This is a genomic window from Bradyrhizobium liaoningense (assembly GCF_018130825.1).
Lineage (GTDB): Bacteria > Pseudomonadota > Alphaproteobacteria > Rhizobiales > Xanthobacteraceae > Bradyrhizobium > Bradyrhizobium liaoningense_B.
The window spans coordinates 145,034-171,583 of sequence record NZ_JAFCJS010000008.1 but is presented as its reverse complement, the minus strand read 5'-3'; the positions used below and the strand labels follow the sequence as shown (position 1 = coordinate 171,583).

Genomic DNA, 26,550 nt, shown 5'->3' with positions numbered 1-26,550 from the left:
GCGCCTCATTTCCTGAAATTCTTCAATGAAATCAGCGCCCGCATCCCCAGGATGGGGGCGCTTAACGTTAACCATCCTCCGACCTGCCCTCAGGCAGCGGGCGTTTTTTTGCCACAGTCAACCGTTTAGGTCCGTACACTGACTTGGTTTGGGGGCGGGAAGGTCAACCTCGAATTAACCTTCTTGCTTTAAGAAAGCGTTCACCCTCTTTCGCGCGCTAACGGGGTTGGCGGGAGAGTCCATTTGAACGCTCGTCGACTGGGTGGGCTCATACGTGCTGACTGGTCTTGCACGCCAATACGCTGTGCTGTCGTTGTCCCATGCGGGAGTGAAGGCCGGATCCCGGATCGGCCTCGCTGCCGCGCTGCTGCTTGCCGCCGCAGGTTCGGTGCATAACGCGGCCGCGCTGAACGAGACCAAGACCCTCTCCTTCCACCACACCCATTCCGGCGAGGACCTCACCGTCACCTTCAAGCGCGACGGGCGCTACGACGAAGCCGCGCTGAAGCAGCTCAACCACTTCCTGCGCGACTGGCGCACCCAGGACGAGACGGTCATGGACCGTCGCCTCTTCGACATCCTCTGGGAAGTCTATCGCGACGTCGACGGCAAGCAGCCGATCCAGATCATCTCCTCCTACCGCTCCCCCGCCACCAACGCCATGCTCCGCCGCCGCTCCTCCGGCGTGGCGCGCTTCAGCCAGCACATGCTGGGGCATGCGATGGACTTCTACATTCCGGGCGTGGCGCTGGAGCAGATCCGCTTCGCCGGCCTGCGCCTGCAGCGCGGCGGCGTCGGCTTCTACCCGACCTCCGGCTCGCCCTTCGTGCATCTGGACACCGGCAGCATCCGGCACTGGCCGCGCATGACGCATGACCAGCTCGCCCGCGTCTTCCCGGACGGAAAGACGGTGCATCTGCCGACCGACGGCACGCCGCTGAAGGGCTATGAGCTCGCCAAGGCCGAGATCGAGCGCCGCGGCAACGGTGACGATTCCGGCAGCAAGCCGAACTTCTTCGCCGCCCTGTTCAAGAGCAAGTCGGCGCCGGCCGCCGCCAGCAACGACGAGGATGACGAGGGCGCGCCGGCCCCGGCCGCCAAGCCCTCCGCCGCGACGGTGGTCGCCGCCGCAGCCAAGCCGGCCGATCCGGTGCCGACGCCGCGCGCCAAGCCGCAGGTCGCCGCCACCCTCCAGCTCGCCTCGGCCGATGCGCAGCTCGTCGCGTCGCCCAAGCCGAAGCCCGCACCTGACAAGCCCGCCGCCAAATCTGCCGAGGCCAAGCCGGAGACCCCGGCCGACATCATCAATGCCCGCGGCTTCTGGGATACCCCCGCCACGCCGCAGCAGGCGACGCCGGCGCAGGTCGCGGCGCTGAAGGCTCGCCAGGCGCTTGCCTCAGCGAGCGATCCGCAGCCAACCGCGAGCGTATCCAGCGCAACGCTTCAGGCGCTGGCCTACGCACCTGCCGCCTCTCCGGTCGACCGCAGCAACGTGGTCGCCGCCTCCGCGCCGATCCCGCGCTCTGCCCGTCCCGGCGCGCGCGGCGCGGCACCCGCCACCGAGATCAACAGTGTGGTCGGCAAGAGCGTCGACGGCATGGTCGCGACCGCGACCCGCCTGTCCGCGGCCAGGAACGAGAGCATCTGGCTCAAGATCGTGATGCTGTCGCCGAGCGCCAGCCGTGCGATGTCGGTCACGCTGATGGGCGAGCTCGATACGGCGGCGCTGCGCGGCTATTTCGTCAAGCCGCAGACGGTGATCGCGATGGGCTTCACCGACGATCCGATGCCGGGCCTGTCTTGCGACAGCTTCTCGGGCAGCGCGACCGCGAAGCTCGAGACGACGTCGTTCGTGATGCGGACGGCAGCGCTACGCTAATAAGCCCTTACTATTTCCAAGAAATCAGTCTCGTAGCCCGGATGGAGCGAAGCGTAATCCGGGAAAGCGGCGCGTGCTGCGCGAGACCCCGGATTTCGCTGCGCTCCATCCGGGCTACAAGTGCAGCCTATCTCGCTTTCCTGCCCCGCCGATCCAGATGATAGGTCAGCGCCAGCGACAGGCAGACGGCGAGCTCCCGCTTCGGCAGTTTGCCCGCCACCGGCAGCAGCAATGCCCTGGTCTGCCGATACTCGAACTGATCTGGAAAGCGCTCGCGAAAGGTGTCGACCAGCGTCGTCTTGCAGTTGAACAGAATGGCGGCGTGATCGGAATCCTTCAGGCGCCCGAGCCTGATCGTTGAGCCACTGCCCGTCTCTTCGGTCAGATAGGCCGGCTCGCCCCATTTCAGGGTTTCGCTGAGCCGGCCGACCTCCTCATGCTTCGCGGCGGTCGCAAAGATCAGATCGCGCACCTGAAGGAGCCGCTTGCGCATCGACGCCGGAAAGGCGTCGAAGGCCCGGCTCACCTCACGCGGCACTATCGGCCCGGTCACAGTCTCACTCTCGATGGATCGGCGATCGGTCTCCGCCATGTGCCAGATCAGGCCGGCAGGCCTGCCCGGAGAAGGCCTGCCTCATAGCGCTGACGATCGACCTGCCGCTTGTAATGCTGGGTGGAAAGATGATTGGCCACGGAAAATGCCGGCTCACGCTTGAGCACTTCAGCCGCGTGCGCGCCCGCAGCCACTGCATTGCCCATCTGCGCGAAGATCCCGGCAAGGAATGCATGATGGGTGTGATCGGGGCGTGAGATCCTCGAGAAGGCTTCGGCGGCTTCGGCGTATTTCTCGGCACAGTAATAGGCGCGCCCGAGATGGCTCCAGAAGCGTTCCGGATGATACGGGTTGAGCCGCATCGCCTTCTTGATCCAGTCGATGCCCTCCTCCGGCCTTCCCAGCCAGGTCAGAAGCTCGCCCTGCTGCACTACCACGAGGTCATAGTTCGGGTTGAGCGCGAGCGCACGCTCCTGGTGGTAAGTGGCTTTATCATGGTCGTCGCGATTCAGATTGAGTGCCGCGAGGATGCGGTGCACGTCGCTGTCATTGTCGTCGAGGCCCAGCGCGGTTTCCAGCTCTGAAGCCACCTGCTGGAAGGTGGCGTCGCGATCCGCACACCAGTTATAGACCCAGGTCTGGCCCAGGACGCACGCCTTCCACGCGTGTGCGTGAGCATAGTTGCCGTCGAGTTCGAGCGCCCGGTCGAGCAGAAGCTGCGCCCGCGCATTGTCTTCGCGATTGGAGCGATGGTGCAAGGTCTTCGCGGCCAGCACGCATTCATAGGCGGCCATGTTGTCCGTCGGCTTGCGGTTCGCCCGATCGTGCGTCGCCGCCTCGACACGGCCGGGCAACGTGGCGACAATCGCCCGGGTCATCTCGTCCTGGATCGCGAAGATGTCCTTGAGCTCGCCGTCATAGCGCTCGGCCCAAATATGTCGATCCGTCTCCGCATCGATCAGCTGCACGGTGACGCGGACGCGCCCCCCGGCCTTTCGCACGCTTCCCTCGATGACGTAGTCGACACCGAATTCGCGGCCGACATCCTGCACCTTGACCGACTTTCCCTTGTACACGAAGGTCGAGTTGCGCGAGATCACCAGCAGGTCGTGGAAGCGTGAAAGCTCCGTAATGATGTCCTCGGTCAAACCGTCCGCGAAGAACTCCTGTTCCGGATCGCCGCTCATGTTGGCGAAGGGCAGCACCGCGATTGACGGCTTCTTCGACTTGCCAGTCGCCTTTGCAGCGGCCGTCGTGCCGACCGGCGCACTTGCCGGCCCGTCCTCCAATCGAATCCGGTAGACGCGGATGGCGCGCACGATGTTCTTGACGTTCTGCTCGCCGATGTCCTCGAATGCGACACCATCGAGGCGCTCGCCCAGTTGGTCGCGCACCGCGCTGGAGATGCAGATGCCTCCAGGCTCGGCCAGGGCCTCCAACCGTGCCGCGACGTTGACGCCGTCGCCGAAAATGTCGTTCTGATCGACGATCACGTCGCCCAGATTGATACCGATGCGGAATTGTATCCATCGCGGCGGCGGGACATCGGCGTTGCGGCGCCCCATCCGGCTCTGAATTTCAGCAGCGCACAACACTGCGTCGACGACGCTATGGAATTCGACGAGCAGGCCGTCGCCCGTCGTCTTGATGATGCGGCCGTGATTTTTGGCAATCGCCGGATCGATGAGCTCGATCCGGTGGGTCTTGAGGCGCGCGAGGGTGCCACCCTCGTCGACCTCCATCAGCCGACTAAAGCCGACCATGTCAGCCGCGAGGACCGCGGCGAGCCTGCGCTCTGGTCCAGGCACATCCATTGCTCGGTCCCTTCACCGAGCATTCTAGCAGACGAGCGGATTTTGCCCAAGCGCGGGCCGTCCGCAAATTGCGGCCCGGCGAGGTATCTTACGGGTGAGGCGCGGTCCTGCCGCCTTCAGAGCATCCCGAGCGCCTGCATGTAGGTCTCGAGGATGGTCTCGGCCTCGGCGCGCTCGTTGGGGTCCTGCTTGCGCAGGCGCACAATGGTGCGCAGCGCCTTGACGTCGTAGCCGTTGCCCTTGCTCTCGGCATAGACGTCGCGGATGTCGTCGGAGATCGCCTTCTTCTCTTCCTCCAGCCGCTCGATGCGTTCGATGATGGACTTGAGCTGGTCCTTGGCAAATTTCGTCGCGGGCTCGTCGTCGCGGACGGCGGCGGAGGTGGCCATCTTGGTACTCCCAATGGAACTGGCAAAACGAGGTGACGCCGGCATCCTCACCGCGCGTGCTGGGTAGACCCTTAAGCGTTAGCGCCCCCAGCGTTCAAGCAAGCATCGCGCTCGTCCACAGCGCGCCCACACCTTCCTGCGGGGGTGAAAAGAAAGCTGTTGTGTGATGCGACTCAGGCGATGCGTGGCGGGGCCGTTCAGTGCCCGTGGGGATGGACCTTCTTCATCGCCTCGAGCTGCTCGGGCGTGGCCGTGCCCTGGTACTTCGCCTTCCAGGTCTCGTAGGGCATGCCGTAGACGGCCTCCCGGCTCTCGTCCTTGCTCAAGGCGACGCCCTGGGCGTCCGCAGCGTCCTTGAGCCAGTTGGACAGGCAGTTGCGGCAGAAGCCGGCCAGATTCATCAGATCGATGTTCTGGACGTCGGTCCGGCTCCGCAAATGATCGACCAGGCGCCGGAAAGCGGCCGCCTCGAGCTCCGTTCTGGTTTTGTCGTCGATTGCCATAGCTGGATCCCTCGGCTGGCCCTTGGACATCGTCACCCTTACGGGATCAGGTGGGGTCCTGTCACAGATTTTGCCATATCGCGGGGCAAACGGGCCATGGCCCGGCTTTGGGGCGGTTCCCCGGCCCTACGCCAAATCGTCAATGATCTGGTATAGCTTCCGCAACAATGATTGCCGAATCTCCCCGCTCCCCGCTTCGCCTGCTCGCCCGGTTGGTCCCGGTGCTGGCGGTCGCCCTGCTGTGCCTCTGGACCAGCCCGGCTTCCGCCGACTTCCGCCTCTGCAACAACACCTCGAGCCGGGTCGGCATCGCGCTCGGCTACAAGGACGCCGAGGGCTGGACCACGGAGGGCTGGTGGAACATCTCGTCCCGCTCCTGCGAGACGCTGCTGCGGGGCACGCTGGTCGCCCGCTACTACTACATCTACGCCATCGACTATGACCGCGGCGGCGAATGGTCGGGCCAGGCCTTCATGTGCTCGCGCGACAAGGAATTCACCATCCGCGGCACCGAGGATTGCCTGGCACGCGGCTACGACCGCACCGGCTATTTCGAGGTCGATACCGGCGAGCAACGCGCCTGGACGGTGCAGCTCACCGATGCCAACGAACAGCCGGCGCAGCAGCGCGTGCCTGGCCTGCCCGGACCGGTTGGCCCGGGCGGCGTTCCGGGTTTGCCCAATAGCCCGCCCGGTGCTACGCCCCCGGGCTCGCCCGGCCTGCCACCCCCGCCTGGAAATAAGCCATGAGGCGTCTTCGCCGTATCAAGATTCTCGCGACCCTGGGACCCGCCTCTTCAGACCTCGCGATGATCCGCCGCCTGTTCGAGGCCGGCGCCGATCTGTTCCGCATCAACATGAGCCACACCCCGCATGACAAGATGCGGGAGCTGGTGGCGACGATCCGCAATGTCGAGTCGAGCTACGGCCGCCCGATCGGCATCCTGGTCGATCTTCAGGGCCCCAAGCTCCGGCTCGGCGCCTTCGCCGAGGGCGCGGTGCAGCTCCAGAACGGGCAGACCTTCACCCTCGATTCCGACAAGACGCCCGGCGATGCCACCCGCGTCCAACTCCCGCATCCGGAGATCCTGGCTGCGCTCAGGCCCGGCCATGCGCTGCTGCTCGACGACGGCAAGGTGCGGCTGATCGCGGAGGAGACCTCCAAGGAGCACGCGGTGACGCGTGTCGTGGTCGGCGGCAAGATGAGCGACCGCAAGGGCGTCAGCCTGCCCGACACCGACCTGCCGGTCTCGGCCATGACGCCGAAGGACCGCGCCGACCTCGAGGCGGCCCTCGTCACCGGCGTCGACTGGATCGCACTATCCTTCGTGCAGCGCGCCGACGACGTGATCGAGGCCAAGAAGATGATCCGCGGCCGCGCCGCTGTCATGGCCAAGATCGAGAAGCCGCAGGCGATCGACCGCCTCGCCGACATCATCGAGGCTTCCGATGCGCTGATGGTGGCGCGCGGCGACCTCGGCGTCGAGCTGCCGCTCGAGCGCGTGCCGAGCCTGCAGAAGCAGATGACGCGGATGGCGCGCCGCGCCGGCAAGCCGGTGGTGATCGCGACCCAGATGCTGGAATCGATGATCCAGTCGCCGGTGCCGACCCGCGCCGAAGTCTCCGACGTCGCCACCGCCGTTTATGAAGGCGCCGATGCCATCATGCTGTCGGCGGAATCGGCGGCCGGCAAATTCCCGGTCGAGGCGGTCTCGACCATGAACCGCATCGGCGAGGAGGTCGAGCGCGACCCGACCTATCGCACCGTGGTCGCGGCCCAGCGCCCGGCGCCGGAATCCACCGCGGGCGACGCCATCGCCGACGCCGCGCGGCAGATCGCCGAGACGCTGGACCTGCCGGCCCTGATCTGCTGGACCAGCTCGGGCTCGACCGCCGTGCGCGTGGCGCGCGAGCGGCCGAAGCCGCCGGTCGTGGCGATCACACCCAACATCACCGCCGGCCGCCGGCTCGCCGTCGTCTGGGGCGTGCATTGCGTGGTGGCGGAAGACGCGCGCGATCAAGATGACATGGTGAGCCGCGCCGGCCAGATCGCGTTCCGGGATGGCTTCGTCCGCGCCGGCCAGCGCGTGATCATCGTCGCCGGCGTGCCGCTCGGCATCCCCGGCACCACCAACATGGTGCGTATCGCCTCGGTCGGCCCCGAGGGCGACGCGAACATGTAGCCCCCGCCGGGGCGGCCAAACAAAAAAGTCGGAAAACAACCCCATGCACAGTAGCCGGCCGGTCAGGCTGACATGCCGGGGTTTCGCGAAAAGGCGCGCTCAGGCAATAACCTGAGCGCGCTCAGGGCGCCACCTCGGTCGCGGCGCGATTTTACGCCCCGACCAGCGCCTTCGTCGTCGGGAGCAGCGTCTGCTGGACCACGAGGCCGCGGGCGCGGGCGTCCATGACGCCGACGGCGCGCAGCGCCAGCAGCGTCACGGTCTGCACCGCATCGCGCATCTTGACGGGATCTTCGAGATTGTCGGGCGCGAGCGGCCCGACGAGCGCCTCGTGCAGCGCGCCCAGCAGCGCGGTGGCGGCAAGCGCGGTATCCTGCGCCGGCAGATGGCCGGCACGCACGGCCGCATCGATCCGGGCAGCGATCTCGCCGGCGATCTCGCGCCGGCTGGCAAGCCGGGAGGCGCTGACGTCGACATCGACCGGCTCGGCCAGGATGCCCCAGGCCAGCCGCCGCTGCGACAGGGTATGGACCGCCACCGTGGTGACCGCGGCTGCCAGCGCCGAGGACGGGCCCGGCGCGGCATCGGCCGCCCGGCGGATCGCCGCGAGCTCGTCACGCGAGACCTCGGCGATCAATTCGGAGATCAGCTCGGCCTTGGAGGGGAAGTAGCGGTAGACCGTTCCGGCCGCGACATTGGCCCGGACCGCGACCGGCGCAATCTGCACCGCCGCCATGCCGCCTTCCGCCGCCGCCTCCCGCGCTGCCGCCAGTATCGCACTGCGCCGGGCCGCAAGGCGCTTAACCACTTGATGCGTCCGCCGATAAACCATGGCGCGCTTCCTGTCCCACACACGCCGTCCGCACGCCCCGCGGCCGAACGCTTCGTCACGCAATTCGCTGCAAATCGCCCCGCAAGGACTGAACAACTATTCAGGGGGGATGACAAGATGCATTTGCGTGACGCGTCACGCCAAAGACGCAAGCGACAAATGCGCAAAGTGCGAGAGCCGGTTGATAGACGGCTAACCACGATTGTTACCGCCATCTTAAAGCAGGTCCGCGACCTTACCGCCGACTGCGATCCTAGCTCGGTGCAGCATGCTCGATTCGGACGCCCGAACCGCCTGGCGGCTCTTCAACCTGAACTGGCTTCCCATCGTGGCCATGGGCAGCCTGCTGGCGTTCGGGTTGCCCGCGACCGGTCTGAGCCTCGAGCCCGTCGCCTACAGCATCACCGTGGCGATCGCGGCCATCCTGGTCGGCGTCGCCTGTGGCCACCGGCTGACGAAGGGCGAGCTTGCCGATCCAAAACTGGTGTTCTCGCTCGGCACGATCGGACAGGTCATTTTCACCTGCGCGATCGTCGGACCTTTGAGCTACGTCGCGGGCAAGATGAATTGGCCGCTCCAGGACGAGGCGCTCCTTGCGATCGACCGCGTGCTCGGCCTCGATCCCGAGCCGATCGCGCGTTACATCAACGACCATCCCTGGCTTGCGGACGTCCTCGCGCGCGGCTACGGACTGATTAAATGGCCGCTGCTCGGCGTTCCCGTCGTGCTGACGCTGACGGCACGCTATGTGCGGCTGCAGGTGTTCATGCTCGCGATGAGCCTCGCGCTCGCGGTCACCATCGCGATCTCCGCAATGGTGCCGGCGATCGGCACCTATTACGGGCTGCAATTGCCGGCCGCGCACTTCCCCGAGATCAACACCGCGGTCTATGCCGGTCAGCTGCGCGACATCCTCGCGCTGCGCGACGGCAGCCTGCACGAGCTGCGGCTGTTCTTCCTCTCCGGCATCGTCTCGTTCCCGAGCTTTCACGCCGCGTCCGCCGTACTCTACATGTGGGCGCTGTGGCCGGTGCGCGGCATCGGCGGCATCGCAGCGGCGCTCAACCTGTTGATGATCGCGGCGACGCCGGCGATCGGCGCGCATTACCTCATCGACGTCGCCGGCGGCGTCGCCGTCGCCGCAGCCTCGGTCTGGGTGACGAAGTTTTGGGTTGAACGGCTTGCCCGCACGGCGCCTGCATCCGCCACACCCGCGCTACCGCCGGTCTGGCAGCCCAGCCTCGCAGAATAGCCGGGCACTCGCCGTCACAACCACGCTGCCGTAGGGTGGGCAAAGGCGCACAGCGCCGTGCCCACCATTTTTCCGCAACTGAGATCGAAGTGGAGCGCTCGCAATGATGTTGTGGGCGCGATGTGCCCCATCATCTGCGGTTGGTGGGTACGCTTCCGCCTTCGCTCTTCGAGCTACGGCGGACAAGTCGCTTTGCCCACCCTACAAGCGTCAATCCCGTCATCCTGAGGTGCTCGCGTAGCGAGCCTCGAAGGATAGATGGCCCCGATGCAGCCGGGCCGTCGCCCTTCGAGGGCCGCTTCGCGGCCACCTCAGGGTGACGGTGATGAATGCGCGGGCTCGGAAATGATGGCGTGCGCCCAAAAGAAAAGAGCCTCGTCGAAGACGAGGCTCTCAGAATTCCCAGGTCGTTCGGCCTTACTTGAGGCTGGACGAGATCGAGCCGAACTTGGTGTTCAGCGTGCTGCCGAGGTTGTTGACGACGGTGATGATCGCGAGCGCGATGCCGGCAGCGATCAGGCCGTATTCAATCGCGGTGGCGCCGGATTCATCCTTCACGAAACGCGAAACGAGGTTCTTCATAGAGTGCTCCCAAAAAGTACACAAGGCTACAACTGGTCTGGTCTCTTCGGCTTCCCAGCGCCGCCCGACCATGGAACCGAACCTAGAGACAAAGAATTGCGCCGCAGTTAATTCGACTGCGGAAACAAACAGCGGTTTGCGAGTATTCGCCGATGGTAAATCGAATTTGAAAACAATCCGTTAAATTGTAACGACATCACACGATGGTCGCGGTTTACCCGAAGTTATGATCGCCGTGGTCCAATGCCATCAGCCAATCCGACAAGAACAAGCAGGACGACGAGGCGGCATGTCGCTTTCCTTTGCCAGCAGCATCGCAGTACAGAGCCGCGCGCGAGCGCTGGTGCCGCTCTGCGTCGGAGCGGGCGCCTATCTCTTCTTTCTCTGTGTCGGCGATACGCTGCTGCAGGACTCCGACTCGTTCTGGCAGATCAAGATCGGGCAATGGATTCTCGATCACCACGCCCTGCCCTACACCGACTTCTATTCCTTCACGCGGCCCGGAGCGCCCTGGGTTTCGACGTCATGGTTGTCGCAGGTCGCGTTCGCGCTCTCCTATACGCAATGGGGCTGGGGCGGCCCGGTGATCCTCACCGCGGTCGCGGTCGCATTGTCGGCGGCGATCCTCGTCTATCTGCTCGAGGCGCATCTGGAGATGCCGCGCTCGGTGCTGTTCGCGATGCTGGCAGTCGTGCTGTCGCTGCATCACATCCTGGCGCGGCCGCACATGCTGGCGCTGCCCGTGATGATCGCATGGGTCGGCATGCTGATGGCGGCAGCCGATCGCAAGGGCACGTCGTCATGGCGCTGGCTGCCGCTGATGTCGCTGTGGGCGAACCTGCATGGCGGCTTCGTGCTGGGCCTCGCGCTGATCGGCCCGATGGCGTTCGTGGCGCTCTGGGGCCTTGAGTCCAATAAGCAGATCCGGCTGCTGCTGCGCTGGTTCCTGTTCGGCGTTGCCGCCCTGGCCGCGAGCTGCGTCACGCCCTATGGCTGGCGCACGCTGCTGGGTGCGACCAACATCCTCAATCTCGGCGAACTGCTGACGGTCATTTCCGAATGGTCGCCGGCGAACTTCGCATCCTTCACCGCGTTCGAAGGCGCTCTGCTCGGCCTGATCGCGCTCGGGCTCTATCGCGGCCTGACGCTGTCGCCGCCGCGCATTCTGCTGATCCTGCTGCTGACCTGGATGGCGCTCAGCCATGTCAGGAGCATCGAGGTCTTTGCCTTCCTGGTGCCGCTGGTGCTGGCCAAGCCGCTCGGCGAGAAATCGTCCCTGCAGCAAGCCGATGCGCAAACAAGCGAGAGCTGGCCTGCCCGGTACGTGACTGCAGCGGGCGCATTGATGATCGTGGCCGCAAGCTGGACCTCGACCTCGATCTTCATGTCGCATCACCGCTTCAAATTCACGATGGACCAGACGCCTGTTGCGGCGACCGACCTGCTCGAAAAGCGCGGGGCGCAGCGCATCTTCAACGCCTACAGGTTCGGCGGCTATCTGATCGCGCGCGATATCCCCGTCTTCGTCGACGGCCGCGCCGAGCTCTATGGCGAGAAATTCGTGATGGACTTCTTCAAGGCGACCGAGGGGAAGAAGCCCGAGCTGCTGCCCCGGCTGCTCGACGAGTACAAGATCGACGCGACGCTGCTGGCCGCCGATGCGCCGGGGCCCCAGATCCTCGACCACCTCAAGGGCTGGAAGCGTATCTATGCGGACGATATCGCGGTGATCCATGTGCGCGAGGGCGCCACGGCTCCGTGACGATCCCATGCACGGACCGCGCGTCCGGCGATCGTTGAGCGCCGCACCGGATCGCGCGACGCTCGGCTGATCAACCGGACGATTCACCTATCGCCGACGAAGCGTTCTTCTGCGCAGCCGGCTCGCTTGCGCCAGCGGAAAATACGCAGAGCCGTTTCGTTCGATAGAGCGCGCCGCTCTGCGCTTCCGGGCTCTGGCAGATATCGATGACATAGCCGACGCCATTGCGCGACGCATAGGCGAGGCGCTCATCCAGCGACTTCAGGCCGTCGACATCCGTCAACCTGCTTCGCCACGTCTGGTAATAGGACGGCATCCACATCGCGGTTCCGCCGCGCTTGTGATCGATCCAGACGCGACGGTGCGAGACGTATTCAAATACGCTGGCGCGATCGAGCGCCATGTCGGCGGTGCTCACCTCCGAGCGACCATCAAGCCCCGGCCGGCTTGGGGTGAGAAACATGGCGTTCAACGGCGTGTTGTTGCGCGCCCATGCGCCGACGGCGCCCCACTCCTCGATGGCCTCGTTGCAGATCCGGTTGAAGTTGAGACTGGAGCGGATCGCGAGCGGGTAAGCGAGAAACACGGTCGTGGCGAGCACCAGATGGCCCATGGTGCGCTGATAGGATGGGAGCGGTCCCGATCCTGTCGCTCGAAGAACATACATCAAGGCGGCGATGACGAAGGCGAGGCCGGCCCAGCCGTCGAAGCTCAGGAACAGCACGATGAGACACGCGGGAAGGAAGGTCGCCTCCTTGTCCCGCCGCAGCCACTTCGTCGCCAATGCCGCGATCGCGAGGGCGGCCAGGAGATGAATGACCGTGCTCGAGCGCAGGAAATGAAGGTTGAGGATGAACGGCGATCCCGTGGCGAAGGGAACGACGATGCCGATCAGATAGACCAGGATTGCGCCGGCATAGGCCGCCCGCAATTCCGCGGCAGCCTGCCTCAGCAGGAAAAACGCGAGCGCTCCGATGACGGCGACGCCGAGGAGCCCCGCAAGATCGCCTGGCGAGGTCGAGTCGATCAGCACGTGACCGGGGAAGTACTGACGGAGGAACTCGGCATAATCGAAACCGAACGGACGACCGAACTCCGGATTTGCCAGAAAGCCGTGAAGCACCGCAAACGCAAGCGGCAGGCACAGGACGAGACCGATCAGCGCACGCGAGGAGATCTCGCCGAATGTCGCCTTGCGCTGCGACAGAAAGTGTATCCCGATCAGCGCCAGCGGCAGCACCAGCCACACCGCAAAGAAGGCATTGATGAAGAACGTGATCCCAAGCGCAATCGCCGCCGCAGTGAAGCGGCCCCGGGCGGCAAAGTAGATCGCCAGCAGGGCCACGCCATTCGCCATCTCGGAATGGGTGAAGGTGTTGATGAAGAGGCCACCGGAGCCGGCGTAGCTGTAGCCGTCGAGAAAGGCGACGAAGCAGAGGATCAGGCTGAAGACGATCCTGTCGCGTTGTTCCGTTATCCCCAGCAACGAAGCACAGCACAGAAATCCGACGAAGCTGAGCAGGCGGGACAGGAAGAACAGAATGAGGAACAGCAACGGAACGTTGTCGAAGTATCGTTCGGCGCCGCTCAGGATCAGCCAGACACCGGACGCAAAATAGCGCAGCGACTGGATGAACCGGTCATCCGCATATTGCGGCTCATTGTAGAGACCGGCAACGATCGGCAGATGGTAGAGGTTGTTGGTGAGGCCGAAGACGAATCCCGTCCGCAACACCGACACCGCCGACGCGAACACGGCGACCGAAAATATCTCGACCCAGAAATTCGAGGTTCCGACCGCGCGATCGCGGCCGATCATGTCAGAGGTGACGTTGACGTCTGCCATTCGAGTGCCGGTGAAAGCGACCGCTGCGGATCAGCCTCGGTTGAGCGCCGTGCCGGCTATCCGTCCTGAAGCGCCCGTCCGCTCGCCCGCGCGGAGCGATGAAGACGGACAGCAGCAGAGCTAACCCACAAACGCTAATGGCGGATGAATCGGCGTTCCAGGAATGGCTCACTGGCCGATGGTAAACGCCGGGCTAAGGAACCATGCCATGAGATCGCAGCAAACTCCGATCATGATCGGGCAGCGATCGCAGGGCGGGCAAAGCGCGAGCGTGGCCACCATGTCGGTCGCGACCGCCGAGAGATGGCGGGCACGGCGCAAGGGCGCTGTTGCCCACCCTACGCCGATGATCCAACAGGAAGGCGCACATGATGTTTCGCAATCTCTTCGCCGCGCTCCTCGTCGCGGTCTCGATCACGGCCGCGCACGCAGCGCCGCGATGGCTGAACCTGCCGCCGACGCCGATCTTGCCCAGGGCGGCAGAGAGCGGCCTTGCGCCGGTCAACGGCCGCGGTGAGCCCGTGCTGTTGCTGCATGGCGGCCTCGCCAACGCCAACTATTGGGGCCACCAGGTCCGCGCGCTGCAACGGCACCATCAGGTCATCGTCATGGAGAGCCGCGGACACGGGCGCAGCAGCCGCAACCAGGAACCCTATGGCTACGATCTGATGGCGTCGGACGTGGTCGGACTGCTCGACCATCTCAAGATCAGGAAGGCGGCGATCGTCGGCTGGAGCGACGGCGCGATCATCGGCCTCGACATCGCCATGAAGCATCCGGAGCGGGTGAGCAGGCTGTTCGCCTTCGCGGCAAATTCGGATCCGTCGGGCGTTGCCGACATCGCCTCGAGCGAGGTCTTCAACGCCTACATCGCGCGGGCGGGCGAGGAGTACAAGCGCCTCTCGCCGACCCCGACGCAGTACAAGAGCTTCGTCGACGAGATCACCAAGATGTGGGAGAGCCAGCCGAAATGGACGGCCTCGGACCTCGCGGCGATCAAGGTCCCGACCTGGATCGTGGACGGCGACCACGACGAGGCGATCAAGCGCGAGAACACCGAGTTCATGGCGGCGAACATTCCGGGCGCCGGTTTGCTGATCCAGCCGGAAGTCAGCCACTTCTCGTTCCTGCAGGATCCCGAGCAGTTCAACGAGGATGTGCTGCGGTTCTTGAGGCGGCGGGATACGCCGAGAGCTGCGGCGAAGTGAGATATCGTAGGGTGGGCAAAGCGAAGCGTGCCCACCACGTCCGTCGTGATTGCGAGAGAGCGTGGGCACGGCGCAAGGGCGCCTTTGCCCACCCTACGAGGCCTGTGCCGGATCGTTAGAGCGGAGCTGTACCCACATCGTCATTGCGAGCCACCGGGTCCGCGCGACGCGCGGCCCGATGACAGGCTCCGCGAAGCAATCCAGAGCCTTTCCGCGGAGGCAGTCTGGATTGCTTCGCTGCGCTCGCAATGACGGAGTTTGCGGCGATGGCGCGCCCCACTCTCGTGTCCCGGACGCGCTGCAACGCGTTAGCGTTGCTGCGCAGAGCCGGGACCCAGGAGGCGACACGGGAGACGCCGAGACGTGGGCCCCGGCTCTGCAGCGCACCACGTCGCAAGGGCGACGCGCTGCGCTGCGTCCGGGGCACGCGAACTGAGGTTCAAGCCAACAAAAAAACGCGGCGTTGCCGCCGCGTTTTTCGATTTCATCTGCCGCTGCGCGATCAGGCCTGCGGCTGCGGCTCCAGGCCGGGATCCGGATCGGGCCGCGGGCGCGACTTGCCGGCCGGCGGCACGGCGGAGGCACGCGGGGTGGTGGGCTCGAGCACGGACTCGCGGTTCGGCTTCTTGCCCTTGAGCAGGTCGACGATCTCGTCGCCGGAGAGCGTTTCGAACTCCAGGAGACCCTTTGCCAGGGCTTCGAGGTCGGCGTGCTTCTCGGTGAGGATGCGGGTCGCTTCCTTGTAGCCTTCCTCGACCAGTCGACGGATCTCGGAGTCGATCTTCTGCACGGTCGCTTCAGACGCGTTCTGCGTACGCGAGACCGACATGCCGAGGAACACCTCGTCCTGGTTCTCGCCATACGAGACCGTGCCGAGCTCTTCCGACAGGCCCCAGCGCGTCACCATCATGCGGGCAAGGCGCGTGGCCTGCTCGATGTCGGAGGCGGCACCCGAGGTCACCTTCTCGCGGCCGAAGATCAGCTCTTCGGCGACGCGGCCGCCCATCATGATGGCGAGGCGCGAGGTCATCTGCTCCAGAGACATCGACAGCTTGTCGCGCTCCGGCAGCTGCATGACCATGCCCAGCGCACGGCCGCGCGGGATGATGGTCGCCTTGTGGATCGGATCGGTCGCGGGCACGTTGAGGCCGACGATGGCGTGGCCGCCCTCGTGATAGGCCGTCAGGAGCTTCTCTTCCTCGGTCATGACGAGCGACTTGCGCTCGGCGCCCATCATCACCTTGTCCTTGGCTTCCTCGAACTCGGCCTGCGTCACCATCCGCTTGTTGCGGCGGGCGGCGGTGAGCGCAGCCTCGTTGACGAGGTTCATCAGGTCGGCGCCGGAGAAGCCCGGGGTGCCGCGCGCGATGGTCTTGAGGTTGATATCGGGCGCCAGCGGAACTTTACGGACATGCACCTTGAGGATCTGCTCGCGGCCGACGACGTCCGGATTGGGCACGACGACCTGGCGGTCGAAGCGGCCCGGACGCAGCAGCGCGGGATCGAGCACGTCGGGACGGTTGGTAGCGGCGATCAGGATCACGCCCTCGTTGGCCTCGAAGCCGTCCATCTCGACCAGCAGCTGGTTCAGCGTCTGCTCGCGCTCGTCATTGCCACCGCCGAGACCGGCGCCACGGTGACGACCGACGGCATCGATTTCGTCGATGAAGATGATGCAGGGCGCGTTCTTCTTGGCCTGCTCGAACATGTCGCGGACGCGGGATGCGCCGACGCCGACGAACATTTCGACGAAGTCCGAACCGGAGATGGTGAAGAACGGCACGTTGGCTTCGCCCGCGACCGCACGCGCGATCAGGGTCTTACCGGTGCCGGGGGGGCCGACCAGCAGCACGCCGCGCGGAATGCGGCCGCCGAGGCGCTGGAATTTGCCGGGGTCGCGGAGGAATTCGACGATCTCCTGGAGGTCCTGCTTGGCCTCGTCCACGCCGGCGACGTCCTCGAAGGTGACGCGGCCATGCGCTTCGGTCAGCATTTTTGCGCGCGACTTGCCAAAACCCATGGCCTTGCCCGCACCGCCCTGCATCTGGCGGGACAGGAAGATCCAGACGCCGATCAGCGCGATGAAGGGCAGCCAGGAGACCAGCAGCGAGACGAACCAGGGCACGTTGTCGCCCGGCGGCTTCGCGGTGATCTGGACCTTGCTGTCATAGAGGCGCTTCACCAGCGTCGGGTCGTTCGGCGCATAGGTCTGGAAGCTGGAGCCGTTGGTGAAGGTGCCGTGGATATCCGGGCCCTGGATCACGACGTCGCGCACATTGCCGCGGTCAACTTCGCTCAGGAGCTGGGAGAAGGCGATGTCCTGCGAGGAGGCGCGCTGACCCGGATTCTGGAAGAGCGTGAACAACGCCAACAGCAACAAGACAATGATGACCCAGAGGGCGAAGTTGCGCAGATTGGCGTTCATCGATCTTCCTTCGTGGTCGCGCGGATCGCGGCCCTGATCCTTCAGGAGTTACTCGACCCAGTTACTTGGGGCAATTCGAGGAAATCCCCAAGGAATCCTCATCGTTAGACGCATACAATTTAGGTGCCGACCCGGTCGCTGCCAAGGGAACGAGATGGGACTATTTAGCCCATCTTAGAGCGATTCCCGCTGAAATAATGGCGCCCGAAGCGGGGTTTTTCCTGCCTGGTTAAGGTGTCCTGACGGCGTGCAGCGGAAGCGGCCGGTGTCATGATCCGCCCTCTCCGCCCTTCAAGTCCCCTTTTGGGACCGCCGCGCCGGCGCAGGCGCGATGTGGATACGCCCGCCGGCAAGGCTGATCAAGGCTCCCGCAAGGGTCTGCTTCAGGACCGGCCGGCCATTTGCGGCTGCGGGGGGGCCCATAGCCAGGGCCTGATCGAGCACGGACAACAAAGTTTCGACCTTGCCGAGTTCCGCCGGCCCTTCATGCCCGAGCGCATTGATGGCCCGCAGCAGGAGCCGCAGCCGGACCTCCTCCGGCAGGAGGGCAAATGCTTCGGCCTCGAAGCTGCGACCGCCTGCCTGCGGCGCATCGCCGCGCGCCCGCAACTGGAGGAAGCGCTCGGCGCCATCAACCAGCACCTCTACTGCCGCATTGGCGCGCGCCAGCCGGCCTGCGAGCCGCGCCAGGTTTCTGGCGTCACCGCCCTCGGCCGCGAGCTGCGGCAGCAGCGCGCGCAGCCGCGGCCGGGTGAAGGCGGTGTCGCGGTTGGTGGGATCGTCGGCGAAATCGATCTTCGCCCGTTTCAAGGTCGCCACGAGCTGCGACTTGGGAATGTCGAGCAGCGGACGCGCCAGTACGATGCCGTCGCGTTCCGTCAGCTGTGCCATCGCCGACAGTCCCGCAAGCCCGCTGCCGCGAAGCATGCGCATCAACAGCGTCTCGGCCTGGTCGTCGCGGGTATGGGCGGTCAGGACATGGCTTGCCCCCGCCTTGCGCGCGGCCTGCGCGAGCAGACGGTAACGCGCCTCGCGCGCGGCCGCAGGCAGTCCTGTCTTCGGCTTGGCGCCGCGCCAGCGCAGGGTCCGGTGCGGCAGGCCGAGCTCGGCCGCGAGCCGCTTGACCGCGCGCGCCTCGCGCGCCGCCTCCGGCCGCAAGCCATGATCGACGGTGACGACGGTGAGACGCGGGCCGCGCGAAAGGCTGCGCTGCCAGCGGGCCGCGAGCCACATCAGCGCGACGGAATCGGGCCCGCCGGAGACCGCGAGCACCAGGGCCGGCGCGTGCTTCAGGTCAGCGAAGAGCTGCTTCGCCGCGCGCGCCGAGATCGGTGAATTGTCGTCGTCTGACATGACGCTGCAATCGTCCGCGGATGGATCGACTGTTTAGCGCAATGCCATCCGCTTTGTCAGCGATCGCTCTTGTTTGAGCATGATCTTTTCGGAAAACCGCTGCACACTTTGCGCTAACGCGGCCCTTCGGGTCCGGATCATGCTCTAGCACTTCACCCGCTTCTGCTCGCGGTCGACAGCGGCTTTGACGCCGGCGGAAGCGCGCGGATATTTGCGGCCGATCTCGCCGAAGGCGGCGCAGGCGGCTTCCTTCTCCTTCAGCGCGGCGAGCGACTGGCCGAGCCGCAGCAGCGCATCCGGCGCCTTGGCCGACTTGTCGTATTTGGTGGTGACGGCGAGGAAGGCTTCGGCGGAATCGCGATATTGCTGGCGCTGGAAATAGCTCTCGCCGAGCCAGTATTGCGCGTCGCCGAGCAGCGGGTCGTTCGGATATTTCTGCGCGAAGTTCTTCATGGTCTGCTCGGCCAGCGCATAGTCCTTGCGCTGCATGTAGCCGATGCCGAGGTCGAACTCGTCGCGCGGCGTCGCCGAGGGCGGCAGCGTCGCAAGGCCCGTTCCGCCACCCTGCGCCGGATTGCCCTGCTGGGCCGGCGGATAGCCGGGCTGGGCCGCGGGCGGCACGCCTTGCTGATAGCGCGGGCTGGTGTTGGCGAGATCGAGCGGCTCGCCGGCGTTGCGGCCGCCGGGCGCGCCGGCTCCCGCCGGCATCGGCTGCTGTCCGCCGCCAAGGGCACGCGGTGCGCCGGGGGCATTGGGATTCTGGTTCGGGTCAAACGCATCGCCGCGGCGGCGCGTCCCGGGGGCGCCGGGCGCCGGCTGCTCCTGAACGATCGGCGGGGGAGCAGCGATCTGCGGCTGCTCGTAATTCGGCTGCACGGCCTGCTGCTGCTGGCGATAGGCCGGCGCGGCTTGCGCGGGCGGCATGGCAGTGACATTCGGCTGCACCGGCACCTGCCCGGGCGCGGCTTGCGCGCCGCCCTCCAGCGCCCGCAGGCGCTCCTCGAGCTGCCGGTTGCGGTATTGCAGTTCCTCGTTCTGGCCGGTCAGCTGGCGCAGCTGGTTCTCCAGCCGCTCGATCCGCATCTCGGGATCATCATCCGTCTGGGCCAAGATCGATTGAGCCAGGACGGGCGCGCACAGGGAGAGCAGCGCGGCGGTCGCCACGGTGCCGGTAAGAACCTTAAATCTAGATGACATCTTGCCCTGACGACGAAAGCGAAATGGCCTGCGACGGAACATGCGACGCGCCACACATTGAAGTGGAGTACGCCAAAAATGTGACTGCTACAAACCGGTTTCTGTCACAGATCGCTGAAACGAAACCGGCGCCCGTGAGGGGCGCCGGCATGATCGTTTTCTGAAGATGAACGGCGCCTGACTGAAAGCGTCAGGAGCTCGCGTTCAGCACGGTGACGGCGCGGCGGTTCTGCGACCAGCAGGAGATGTCGTTACAGACGGCCACCGGCCGCTCCTTGCCGTAGGAGATCGTGCGCATGCGGTTCGGATCGATGCCGCGCGAGGCGAGGAACGAACGCACCGACTGGGCGCGGCGCGCGCCGAGCGCGATGTTGTATTCGCGGGTGCCGCGCTCGTCGGCATGACCTTCGATGGTGAAGGAGTAGCGCGGATAGCTCTGCAGCCACTGCGCCTGCTTCTCGAGGGTGACGATCGCCTGCGGGGTCAGATCGGTCTGGTCGCTTTCGAAGAACACGCGGTCGCCCACGTTCACGACGAAGTCCTGCTGGCTGCCGGGCGTTGCCGCATTGGCCATCGCATCCGTCGCAGCATTCTTGTTGGCGCAGGCGCCCATCGACAGCGCGACGGCAAGCACCGCGGCCAGCTTCAATCCCTGGAGGATACGCATAGGATGTTTCATTCCGGAGCCTCCACGCTCACGTTAGTCCACTGCTGTCCGGTCTACAGGGGGTTGGTTAAGCGAACGTTCCGTCAACCTTGACGGAACCTTGCGTCAGCCGGTCAAATGCCCCCAACCAGCGAAAAGCAACCGTCATGGTTAATGGGTTGTAAATGTGGCGCGAGGGTGAAGGCAAGCCGCGTTAACCGGCAAAATCACGGGCTTTGCTTGAATTTTGGGCCTGAGGCCCGGAGTTGCCGACAGTCTTCAGTCAGGCGTGCTGGCGGTGTCAGGCGTGAACGGCGTCCGCCACCAGCACCCGCCGCTGCGGGACCTGACGCTGGCCGCCGCGCCCGAACAGCATCCGCCGCTCGAAGGCGGTGGAGCGCATGATCGGATAGCGCTCGAACACCTTCTTGCGGAAGGTCGGGAAGTCCGCCGCCATCAGTCCGAACGGCTTGGTGAGGCCGGGGACCAGCCTCGGCTCGGCGATGGTCTCGTGCAGGAACACCCGCCGGTAGAAGGCCTGGTGCTCCGGGCGCACGATCGCAAGGCCGAGATCGGCATGGAAATGCTCGCAGGCCATGTAGGCGAGCCGGGTCGTCAGATAGGGCAATTCCGGGACGCGCTTGACCTGATCAGGATCGGCGACGAAGCGGGTCGGGTCGATCATGATCTCGCCGCGATCGAGCCGCGGCAGCAGGATATCGGGAAAGACATCGGCCGACGTCGACTGGCGCCATTCCGAGTTCAGCACGCTGATGCGCACCGAGCTGCAGAGCTTGCCCCGGAGATAGACGCCGAAGGTCCACGCGTTCGGCAATTCGTCATACTGGTCGGTGACGCGCGCGTCCGGAGATTCCTTGACGGCGCCTTCGCGTAAGTAGGCGCGATAGCGGAGATTGTAGATCTCCTCCTTCTCCGCGGCCGTTTCCGCAAGATGATAGTCGACGTCGGTCAGGAGCTCGGCACCCCGTCCAACAGCCGAAATGATCGATCTGGCTGAGGACTGCATTCGAACTCCTTACCCACCACCGCTCATCGCAATTCGCGCGGGACAACTTCCACGCGCGTGATGATTTATTAACAGCTTCTTAACAACGAAGCAAAGCAATCGAAGTGTTAGGGTTAACCCCCCGTAGCACTACGGTACCTGGCAACAGTCTGAAACGACGGGAGATTTCGGGAAGCGGGAATCAGGCGAAGGAGCGCGAGCCCACGACCTGGAGTAGGCTCTCGCCGCGCCGCCCATGCGAGGCGTTGAGGAGCTGGCGCATCCGCACGGCGGGCACCGGACGGCTGAACAGATAGCCTTGCGCCTCGGACACGGTGCCGTCGGCGCTGATCAGCTCGAGCTGCTCGTTGGTCTCGATGCCCTCGACCACGACCGCCATGCCGAGGTCGGCCGACAGGCGTGCCACGCCGCGGAGCAGCGTCAGCGGCCGGTCGGTGTCGATGCCTTCCAGGAAGGAGCGGTCGATCTTCACCTTCTGCATCGGGAAATTGTGCAGGTAGCTGAGGCTCGAATAGCCGGTGCCGAAATCGTCGAGCGAGATGCGCACGCCGAGCGCATGCAGCTGCGACAGGATATCGTGGGTCAGCTGGGTGTTGCGCAGCAGCGAGGACTCGGTGATCTCGATCTCGAGGCGATGCGCCGGAAGCCCCGAGACTTCCAGCGCGTAGCGGATCTCGCTCAGGACGTCGCGCTGGTGGAATTGCTGCGGCGAGAAGTTGACGGCGACGCTGACGCCCTCCGGCCACTTCATGCATTCCATGCAGGCGCGGCGCAGGATCCAGCGGCCGAGATCGACGATCAGGCCCATGTCCTCGGCGACCGGAATGATGTCGACCGGCGAAACCGTGCCGCGCACCGGATGATTCCAGCGCAGCAGCGCCTCGCAGGTCGTGATCTTGCCGGACTTCAGATTGACCAGCGGCTGGTAGAACAGCTCGAACTCCTCGTTGGCGAGCGCCTTGCGCAGGTCGAGCTCGAGGATGCGGCGCGCCTCGACGGTCGCCGCCATCTCATCGCGGAAGAAGCAGAAAGTGCCGCGGCCGTCGGCCTTGGCGCGGTACAGCGCCATGTCGGCGTTCTTGAGCAGGGTGTCGGCGCTGACCTTGCCGTCGGGCGAGGTCAGCGCGATGCCGACGCTGGCGCCGATCTCGACCAGGTGATTGTCGATGCGGTAGCGCTCGCTGAGCCGCTCGACGATGCGGCGGGCGAGGCTCGCGGCGTCCTCGGCCGACGAGATGTTCTGCTGGAACACGACGAACTCGTCGCCGCCGAAGCGGGCGACGAAATCTTCCGGGCGCAGCATCTCGCGCAGGCGGTTGGCAACCGCGCACAGGAGCTGGTCGCCGCAGGGATGGCCGAGCGTGTCGTTGACCTGCTTGAACTGGTCGAGGTCGACGAACAGCAGCGCCGAGAGCCGTTCGGCGTGGTGCGCGTTGGCCAGCAGGCGCTCGATCTCGTCGCGGAAAGAGACGCGGTTGGGCAGCGCGGTGAGCTCGTCGTAGCGGGCGAGATGGCTGATGCGGGCTTCGGCGTTGGTGCGTTCGGTGATGTCTTCGAGCAGCAGCACGGTGCCGCCGCCGGTCATCGGCTGGAAGGTCCAGGCCAGGGTACGGCCGCGCGAGGGATCCGGATCGGCGGTGACGATCTCGCAGATCCGCGCATGCGCGATCTCGGCCATGATCTGGTTGCCGCTCTCCGCCGAGATGGAGCCCGCGGCGATGCAGGCCGACACGATGTCGGCCGCGGTGGCCCCGCGCTTGACCAGATCCTCTGGCAGATCCATCAGCTGGCCGAAGCGATGGTTCATCACCGCAAGGCGCCCGTCGGCGCGAAACATGCACAGGCCGTGCGGCATGTTGTTGAGCGCGGTGTCGAACTGGCTCGCCAGCGCGGATTCGCGGAAGCTCGAGGTCAGCGCCTTGACGAAGATCGCATGCAGGCTGAGGTTGATGTTCTTCAAGCCGATGAAGAAGAACATCAGCAGGATCGCAAGGCCGACGTGGTAGGGGCCGCCGTGCAGCAGCAGCGCGAGCGACATCGGACCGCAGGCGAGCGCGACGTGCCACTGGATCACCCGGGGCTGGCCGTAATTGCGGGCGGCGCCGCCGGCGGTGTAGCCGATGCCGATGGCGACAGCGAGCATGTCGGCCACCGGATCCTCGTTGTTGTAGATGACGACGAAGGCCCAGATGCCGAGTACCGCCGCATAGCTGAGCGCGCCGATCCAGTAGCGCGGCTCCAGATGCTTGGCTTCCTCGAACGACAGTGGGTGCGCACGGTTCTCGTATCCGCGCATCTGGAACGCGCGCGCGGTACCGATGGCGATCAGCAGAAATGCGAGCGGCCACAGCAAGACGTCGCCGGTCTTCAGCGCAGTCATGACCGCGGCCACGGCGGCGGAGGCCGAGCCGAGGAAAATCGCCCAGAAATTCTGCACCATAGAGTTGATGAGAGCGGCGTAGAGTATCGGCTCCAGCTCGTCTCGATCGCTCTGCTTCTGGTCGGCCAGCTGCATTGGCTAATTACGCATCCTGTTTAGAGCGTACTTTTACCCAACCCAGGTGAAGCCTTTCTGAGGGAACATCGTTAAAGTCGAGTTGTTTTTCGGCAATTGCGAACCCGATTCTGCTGAAATATCAAGCAACTAGGCAAGCGTTGCCGGGCACAAGGTGAAGGAAAGCTTGCTTTCCCCACCGAACGCGAAAAAATCGGCGCGTTTTTTCGATAACATCGCGCGTCTGAACACGCGGTCTATTGACCGGCCGTCGAGGACAATAGCGGCGACCACGCCGGGTCGGAGGCGAAGCCCGGCGTCGGCACCTTCAGCTCGTTGCGGCCGGAGATGTCGACGGAGTACAGCGACGGTCCGCCATTGCCACCGGGATCGCGGAAGAACATCAGCACGCGGCCGTTGGGCGAGAAGGTCGGGCCCTCGTTGTGGAAGCCGGAGGTGAGCAGACGCTCGCCGCTGCCATCAGGCTTCATCACGCCGATCGAGAACTGTCCGCCGCCTTGCCTGGTGAAGGCGATGTAATCGCCCTTCGGCGACCACACCGGTGTCGAATAGCTGGCGTTGGTGTCGTCCTTGGAGAAGGAGATGCGCTGCGCCTGTCCTCCGCCCGCCGCCATCACATAGATCTGCGACCGGCCACCGCGATCGGACTCGAAGCAGATGCGGGTGCCGTCCGGCGAGTAGGACGGAGACGTGTCGATCGCCGGCGTGTCGGTGAGGCGCGTGGTCGAGCGCGAGCGCAGATCCATCACGAACAGGTTGGAATTGCCGCCCTGCTGCAGGCTCATGATCACGCGCTGGCCGTCCGGCGAGAAGCGCGGCGCGAAGGTCATGCCCGGGAAGTTGCCGACGATCTCGCGCTGGCCGGTCTCGATGTTGAAGAGATAGACCTTCGGATCGCCCTGGCCGAACTCCATGTAGGTGATCTCTTGCGAGTTCGGCGAGAAGCGCGGCGTCAGCACGAGGTCGGAGCCGCGGGTCAGATAGCGCACATTGGCGCCGTCCTGGTCCATCATCGCGAGCCGCTTGACGCGGCGCTCCTTCGGCCCGGTCTCGTCCACGAACACGACGCGGCTGTCGAAATAGCCCTTTTCGCCGGTCATGCGCTCGTAGATCTGGTCGGAGATGATGTGGGCGATGCGGCGCCAATATTCCGGCGAGGTGAAATATTGCTGTCCCGCGAGCTGCTGGCCGGTGACGACGTCCCACAGGCGGAATTCGGCCTTGAGCCTGCCGTCCGGTTGCCGCGTCATGCGGCCGGTGACGACCGCCTGCGCGTTGATGGTCTTCCAGTTCTCGAATTGCGGCGCGGCGTCGATGTTGCTGATGCGCTCGATGAAGGCGGCCTGGTCGATCGGGGAAAACAGGCCCGAGCGCTTCAGATTGTTGGTGATGACCTGCGTGACGCCATTGCCGACGTCGCCGTCGGACGGCGAGCCCGGCACGAAGTTGGTGATCGCGATCGGAATAGGCCGAAATTCGGTGGGATTGATTTCAAGCCGCTTTTGGGCCTGGGCGAAGGCGGGTCCGCCCCCAAGCATCGCCAGCGCCGATCCACCAATGGTCATGAAGCGGCGGCGGTTCATCGATCGGATGTCATTCATCGCAAAATTCTTTGGTTCGGATGTCACAGCATATCTTTCAGGCCGAAGCGCATCGGAATGGTTTTCCAAGTGTCATATTGTTGCTTTGGCAGGAACGAATAGGCCTGACATTGCACGATGGCGCGCTTGCCACTCTCCGCCACTGCCTGAGCGATCGACCGGGACGGTCCTTTCGCCGCAACGACAACCGGCTCGGATGCTAGCGTTCCATCGATCTTCATGTAGATATCGATGTCCGCTTCGTATTGATCGGCATCCTGTCCGTTATAGGTGGGCGTGAAGCAGCGTTTGACCGCCGACATGAACGCACCTTGCCAGGTCGCGACGTTGTTGGCGGCAGTCCCGGTCGTCGATCCCAGCGAAGCCGACGCATTCAAAGTCGAGCCGGCGAGCTCGTGTCGGGTCGTGGCGCGCTTGTCGAGGTCGCGCTGGATCTGCGCGGGATCGAAGGTGCGCTCCTTCGGCTTCGGCTGCTGCTGCGGCTGCACCGCCGCGACCTTCTGCTCGACCGGCTTCGGCGGCGGCTTCTTGGTGTCCAGCTTCTTCTGGAGTTCGGCGATCGGATCTTCCTTGGCCGGATCAGGCTTCTTTTCCTGCGGCTTCGGCTCTTCCTTCGGCTTGGCCTCGGCAACGGGCTTCGGCGGCTCGGGCTTCTTCTCGACCGGCTTCTCCACGGGCTTCGGCGGCGGCTCCGGCTGCGAGTTGGTCTTGATCAGCTCTTTCTTCTCGGTGACCTTGCCGACGGCATCCTCTTCGGGCTTGGCCTCGGCGATCTTCTCGACCTTGGGCTTCGGCTCTTCCTTCTTGCCGGTCTTCTGCCCAGCCATCATCTTGGCGAGCTGATCGGTGGAGATGATGTCGACCGGAAGCGACTCCTCGGGCGCGATGTAGGCCTTGCTGCTAAAGGTGACGAGGCCCCATCCAAGCACGAGGACATGGAGGGCAATCGACGCAACGAGTGTCTTGTCGACGTTCACCTTCACC

21 protein-coding genes are annotated in these 26,550 nt (G+C 65.0%); 6 read left to right on the top strand and 15 right to left on the bottom strand.

Going from position 1 to position 26,550, the window contains the following annotated elements; all coding sequences use genetic code 11:
• Positions 1-274 precede the first annotated feature (274 nt).
• Positions 275-1,879, top strand: a complete 1,605-nt coding sequence (locus tag JQ603_RS30060) for a DUF882 domain-containing protein (RefSeq protein WP_349630764.1) — start codon at positions 275-277, stop codon at positions 1,877-1,879.
• 127 nt (positions 1,880-2,006) lie between these two features.
• Here the strand turns inward: JQ603_RS30060 and JQ603_RS30055 are convergent, their stop codons facing one another.
• The 4 genes from JQ603_RS30055 to JQ603_RS30040 form a co-directional block, all read right to left on the bottom strand.
• A complete protein-coding gene (locus JQ603_RS30055) occupies positions 2,007-2,432 on the bottom strand; it encodes a DUF1801 domain-containing protein (RefSeq protein ID WP_212345065.1) in 426 nt (141 codons plus the stop codon).
• Between the two features lie 47 nt (positions 2,433-2,479).
• Positions 2,480-4,246, bottom strand: coding sequence for an adenylate/guanylate cyclase domain-containing protein (locus JQ603_RS30050; RefSeq protein WP_212345063.1), 1,767 nt, complete (start codon positions 4,244-4,246; stop codon positions 2,480-2,482).
• A gap of 116 nt (positions 4,247-4,362) precedes the next feature.
• Positions 4,363-4,635 carry a DUF2312 domain-containing protein gene (locus JQ603_RS30045; RefSeq protein WP_018641571.1) on the bottom strand — a complete coding sequence of 91 codons (273 nt, stop codon included), beginning with the start codon at positions 4,633-4,635 and terminating at the stop codon, positions 4,363-4,365.
• 197 nt (positions 4,636-4,832) lie between these two features.
• Positions 4,833-5,138, bottom strand: coding sequence for a DUF1244 domain-containing protein (locus JQ603_RS30040; protein WP_183244176.1), 306 nt, complete (start codon positions 5,136-5,138; stop codon positions 4,833-4,835).
• 167 nt (positions 5,139-5,305) lie between these two features.
• Between JQ603_RS30040 and JQ603_RS30035 the strand changes: the two genes are divergently transcribed.
• Entirely contained in the window at positions 5,306-5,887 is a 582-nt protein-coding gene (locus tag JQ603_RS30035; RefSeq protein ID WP_212345059.1) for a DUF1036 domain-containing protein, read from the top strand.
• Positions 5,884-7,320 (top strand): pyruvate kinase, encoded by a 1,437-nt coding sequence (gene pyk / locus JQ603_RS30030; RefSeq protein ID WP_212345056.1) that lies wholly within the window; start codon positions 5,884-5,886, stop codon positions 7,318-7,320. The genes JQ603_RS30035 and pyk overlap by 4 nt, the downstream gene beginning before the upstream one ends.
• A gap of 151 nt (positions 7,321-7,471) precedes the next feature.
• Here the strand turns inward: pyk and JQ603_RS30025 are convergent, their stop codons facing one another.
• The gene (locus JQ603_RS30025) at positions 7,472-8,152 is read right to left on the bottom strand and encodes a TetR/AcrR family transcriptional regulator (RefSeq protein ID WP_026311776.1); all 681 of its coding nucleotides are present in this window, start codon (positions 8,150-8,152) and stop codon (positions 7,472-7,474) included.
• Between the two features lie 268 nt (positions 8,153-8,420).
• On the opposite strand from JQ603_RS30025, the gene JQ603_RS30020 reads away from it, so the two are divergent.
• Complete coding sequence (locus JQ603_RS30020) at positions 8,421-9,404, top strand: phosphatase PAP2 family protein (RefSeq protein ID WP_212345053.1); 984 nt, start codon at positions 8,421-8,423, stop codon at positions 9,402-9,404.
• A gap of 417 nt (positions 9,405-9,821) precedes the next feature.
• Here the strand turns inward: JQ603_RS30020 and JQ603_RS30015 are convergent, their stop codons facing one another.
• Entirely contained in the window at positions 9,822-9,986 is a 165-nt protein-coding gene (locus tag JQ603_RS30015; protein ID WP_128949876.1) for a Flp family type IVb pilin, read from the bottom strand.
• 289 nt (positions 9,987-10,275) lie between these two features.
• On the opposite strand from JQ603_RS30015, the gene JQ603_RS30010 reads away from it, so the two are divergent.
• Positions 10,276-11,748 carry a hypothetical protein gene (locus tag JQ603_RS30010; RefSeq protein WP_212345050.1) on the top strand — a complete coding sequence of 491 codons (1,473 nt, stop codon included), beginning with the start codon at positions 10,276-10,278 and terminating at the stop codon, positions 11,746-11,748.
• Positions 11,749-11,818: 70 nt separating this feature from the next.
• Here JQ603_RS30010 and JQ603_RS30005 read toward each other — a convergent pair whose 3' ends face one another.
• Positions 11,819-13,594, bottom strand: a complete 1,776-nt coding sequence (locus JQ603_RS30005; protein WP_212345047.1) for a DUF6798 domain-containing protein — start codon at positions 13,592-13,594, stop codon at positions 11,819-11,821.
• Between the two features lie 368 nt (positions 13,595-13,962).
• Here JQ603_RS30005 and JQ603_RS30000 point away from each other — a divergent pair, with 368 nt between their 5' ends.
• Positions 13,963-14,802, top strand: coding sequence for an alpha/beta fold hydrolase (locus JQ603_RS30000; protein WP_212345045.1), 840 nt, complete (start codon positions 13,963-13,965; stop codon positions 14,800-14,802).
• 502 nt (positions 14,803-15,304) lie between these two features.
• Here JQ603_RS30000 and ftsH read toward each other — a convergent pair.
• The 8 genes from ftsH to JQ603_RS29960 form a co-directional block, all read right to left on the bottom strand.
• Entirely contained in the window at positions 15,305-17,227 is a 1,923-nt protein-coding gene (gene ftsH, locus JQ603_RS29995; RefSeq protein ID WP_018641582.1) for an ATP-dependent zinc metalloprotease FtsH, read from the bottom strand.
• A gap of 291 nt (positions 17,228-17,518) precedes the next feature.
• On the bottom strand, positions 17,519-18,580 hold the full coding sequence (gene tilS, locus JQ603_RS29990) for a tRNA lysidine(34) synthetase TilS (protein ID WP_212345042.1): 1,062 nt from the start codon (positions 18,578-18,580) through the stop codon (positions 17,519-17,521).
• A gap of 144 nt (positions 18,581-18,724) precedes the next feature.
• Positions 18,725-19,777: a tol-pal system protein YbgF gene (ybgF, locus tag JQ603_RS29985; RefSeq protein WP_212345039.1), complete on the bottom strand. Its 1,053-nt coding sequence runs from the start codon at positions 19,775-19,777 to the stop codon at positions 18,725-18,727.
• 190 nt (positions 19,778-19,967) lie between these two features.
• Complete coding sequence (gene pal / locus JQ603_RS29980; protein WP_024337630.1) at positions 19,968-20,456, bottom strand: peptidoglycan-associated lipoprotein Pal; 489 nt, start codon at positions 20,454-20,456, stop codon at positions 19,968-19,970.
• 268 nt (positions 20,457-20,724) lie between these two features.
• Positions 20,725-21,450, bottom strand: coding sequence for an N-acyl amino acid synthase FeeM domain-containing protein (locus tag JQ603_RS29975; protein WP_212345036.1), 726 nt, complete (start codon positions 21,448-21,450; stop codon positions 20,725-20,727).
• A 181-nt stretch (positions 21,451-21,631) separates the two neighbouring features.
• Positions 21,632-23,965 carry a putative bifunctional diguanylate cyclase/phosphodiesterase gene (locus JQ603_RS29970; RefSeq protein ID WP_212345033.1) on the bottom strand — a complete coding sequence of 778 codons (2,334 nt, stop codon included), beginning with the start codon at positions 23,963-23,965 and terminating at the stop codon, positions 21,632-21,634.
• A gap of 236 nt (positions 23,966-24,201) precedes the next feature.
• A complete protein-coding gene (gene tolB, locus JQ603_RS29965) occupies positions 24,202-25,566 on the bottom strand; it encodes a Tol-Pal system beta propeller repeat protein TolB (protein WP_245003954.1) in 1,365 nt (454 codons plus the stop codon).
• 23 nt (positions 25,567-25,589) lie between these two features.
• Complete coding sequence (locus tag JQ603_RS29960; RefSeq protein WP_212345447.1) at positions 25,590-26,549, bottom strand: protein TolA; 960 nt, start codon at positions 26,547-26,549, stop codon at positions 25,590-25,592.
• Position 26,550 lies beyond the last annotated feature (1 nt).

Bases quoted from the DNA above. Each gene is read 5' to 3' on its own strand.
- JQ603_RS30020 (WP_212345053.1), top strand. From the start codon at position 8,421: ATGCTCGATTCGGACGCCCGAACCGCCTGGCGGCTCTTCAACCTGAAC.
- JQ603_RS30025 (WP_026311776.1), bottom strand. From the start codon at position 8,152: ATGGTTTATCGGCGGACGCATCAAGTGGTTAAGCGCCTTGCGGCCCGG.
- JQ603_RS30010 (WP_212345050.1), top strand. From the start codon at position 10,276: ATGTCGCTTTCCTTTGCCAGCAGCATCGCAGTACAGAGCCGCGCGCGA.
- JQ603_RS30050 (WP_212345063.1), bottom strand. From the start codon at position 4,246: ATGGATGTGCCTGGACCAGAGCGCAGGCTCGCCGCGGTCCTCGCGGCT.
- JQ603_RS29975 (WP_212345036.1), bottom strand. From the start codon at position 21,450: ATGCAGTCCTCAGCCAGATCGATCATTTCGGCTGTTGGACGGGGTGCC.
- ftsH (WP_018641582.1), bottom strand. From the start codon at position 17,227: ATGAACGCCAATCTGCGCAACTTCGCCCTCTGGGTCATCATTGTCTTG.
- tilS (WP_212345042.1), bottom strand. From the start codon at position 18,580: ATGTCAGACGACGACAATTCACCGATCTCGGCGCGCGCGGCGAAGCAG.
- JQ603_RS30000 (WP_212345045.1), top strand. From the start codon at position 13,963: ATGATGTTTCGCAATCTCTTCGCCGCGCTCCTCGTCGCGGTCTCGATC.
- JQ603_RS30035 (WP_212345059.1), top strand. From the start codon at position 5,306: ATGATTGCCGAATCTCCCCGCTCCCCGCTTCGCCTGCTCGCCCGGTTG.
- JQ603_RS30045 (WP_018641571.1), bottom strand. From the start codon at position 4,635: ATGGCCACCTCCGCCGCCGTCCGCGACGACGAGCCCGCGACGAAATTT.
- pal (WP_024337630.1), bottom strand. From the start codon at position 20,456: ATGAAACATCCTATGCGTATCCTCCAGGGATTGAAGCTGGCCGCGGTG.
- ybgF (WP_212345039.1), bottom strand. From the start codon at position 19,777: ATGTCATCTAGATTTAAGGTTCTTACCGGCACCGTGGCGACCGCCGCG.
- JQ603_RS30005 (WP_212345047.1), bottom strand. From the start codon at position 13,594: ATGGCAGACGTCAACGTCACCTCTGACATGATCGGCCGCGATCGCGCG.
- JQ603_RS30015 (WP_128949876.1), bottom strand. From the start codon at position 9,986: ATGAAGAACCTCGTTTCGCGTTTCGTGAAGGATGAATCCGGCGCCACC.
- pyk (WP_212345056.1), top strand. From the start codon at position 5,884: ATGAGGCGTCTTCGCCGTATCAAGATTCTCGCGACCCTGGGACCCGCC.
- JQ603_RS29970 (WP_212345033.1), bottom strand. From the start codon at position 23,965: ATGCAGCTGGCCGACCAGAAGCAGAGCGATCGAGACGAGCTGGAGCCG.
- JQ603_RS30040 (WP_183244176.1), bottom strand. From the start codon at position 5,138: ATGGCAATCGACGACAAAACCAGAACGGAGCTCGAGGCGGCCGCTTTC.
- tolB (WP_245003954.1), bottom strand. From the start codon at position 25,566: ATGAATGACATCCGATCGATGAACCGCCGCCGCTTCATGACCATTGGT.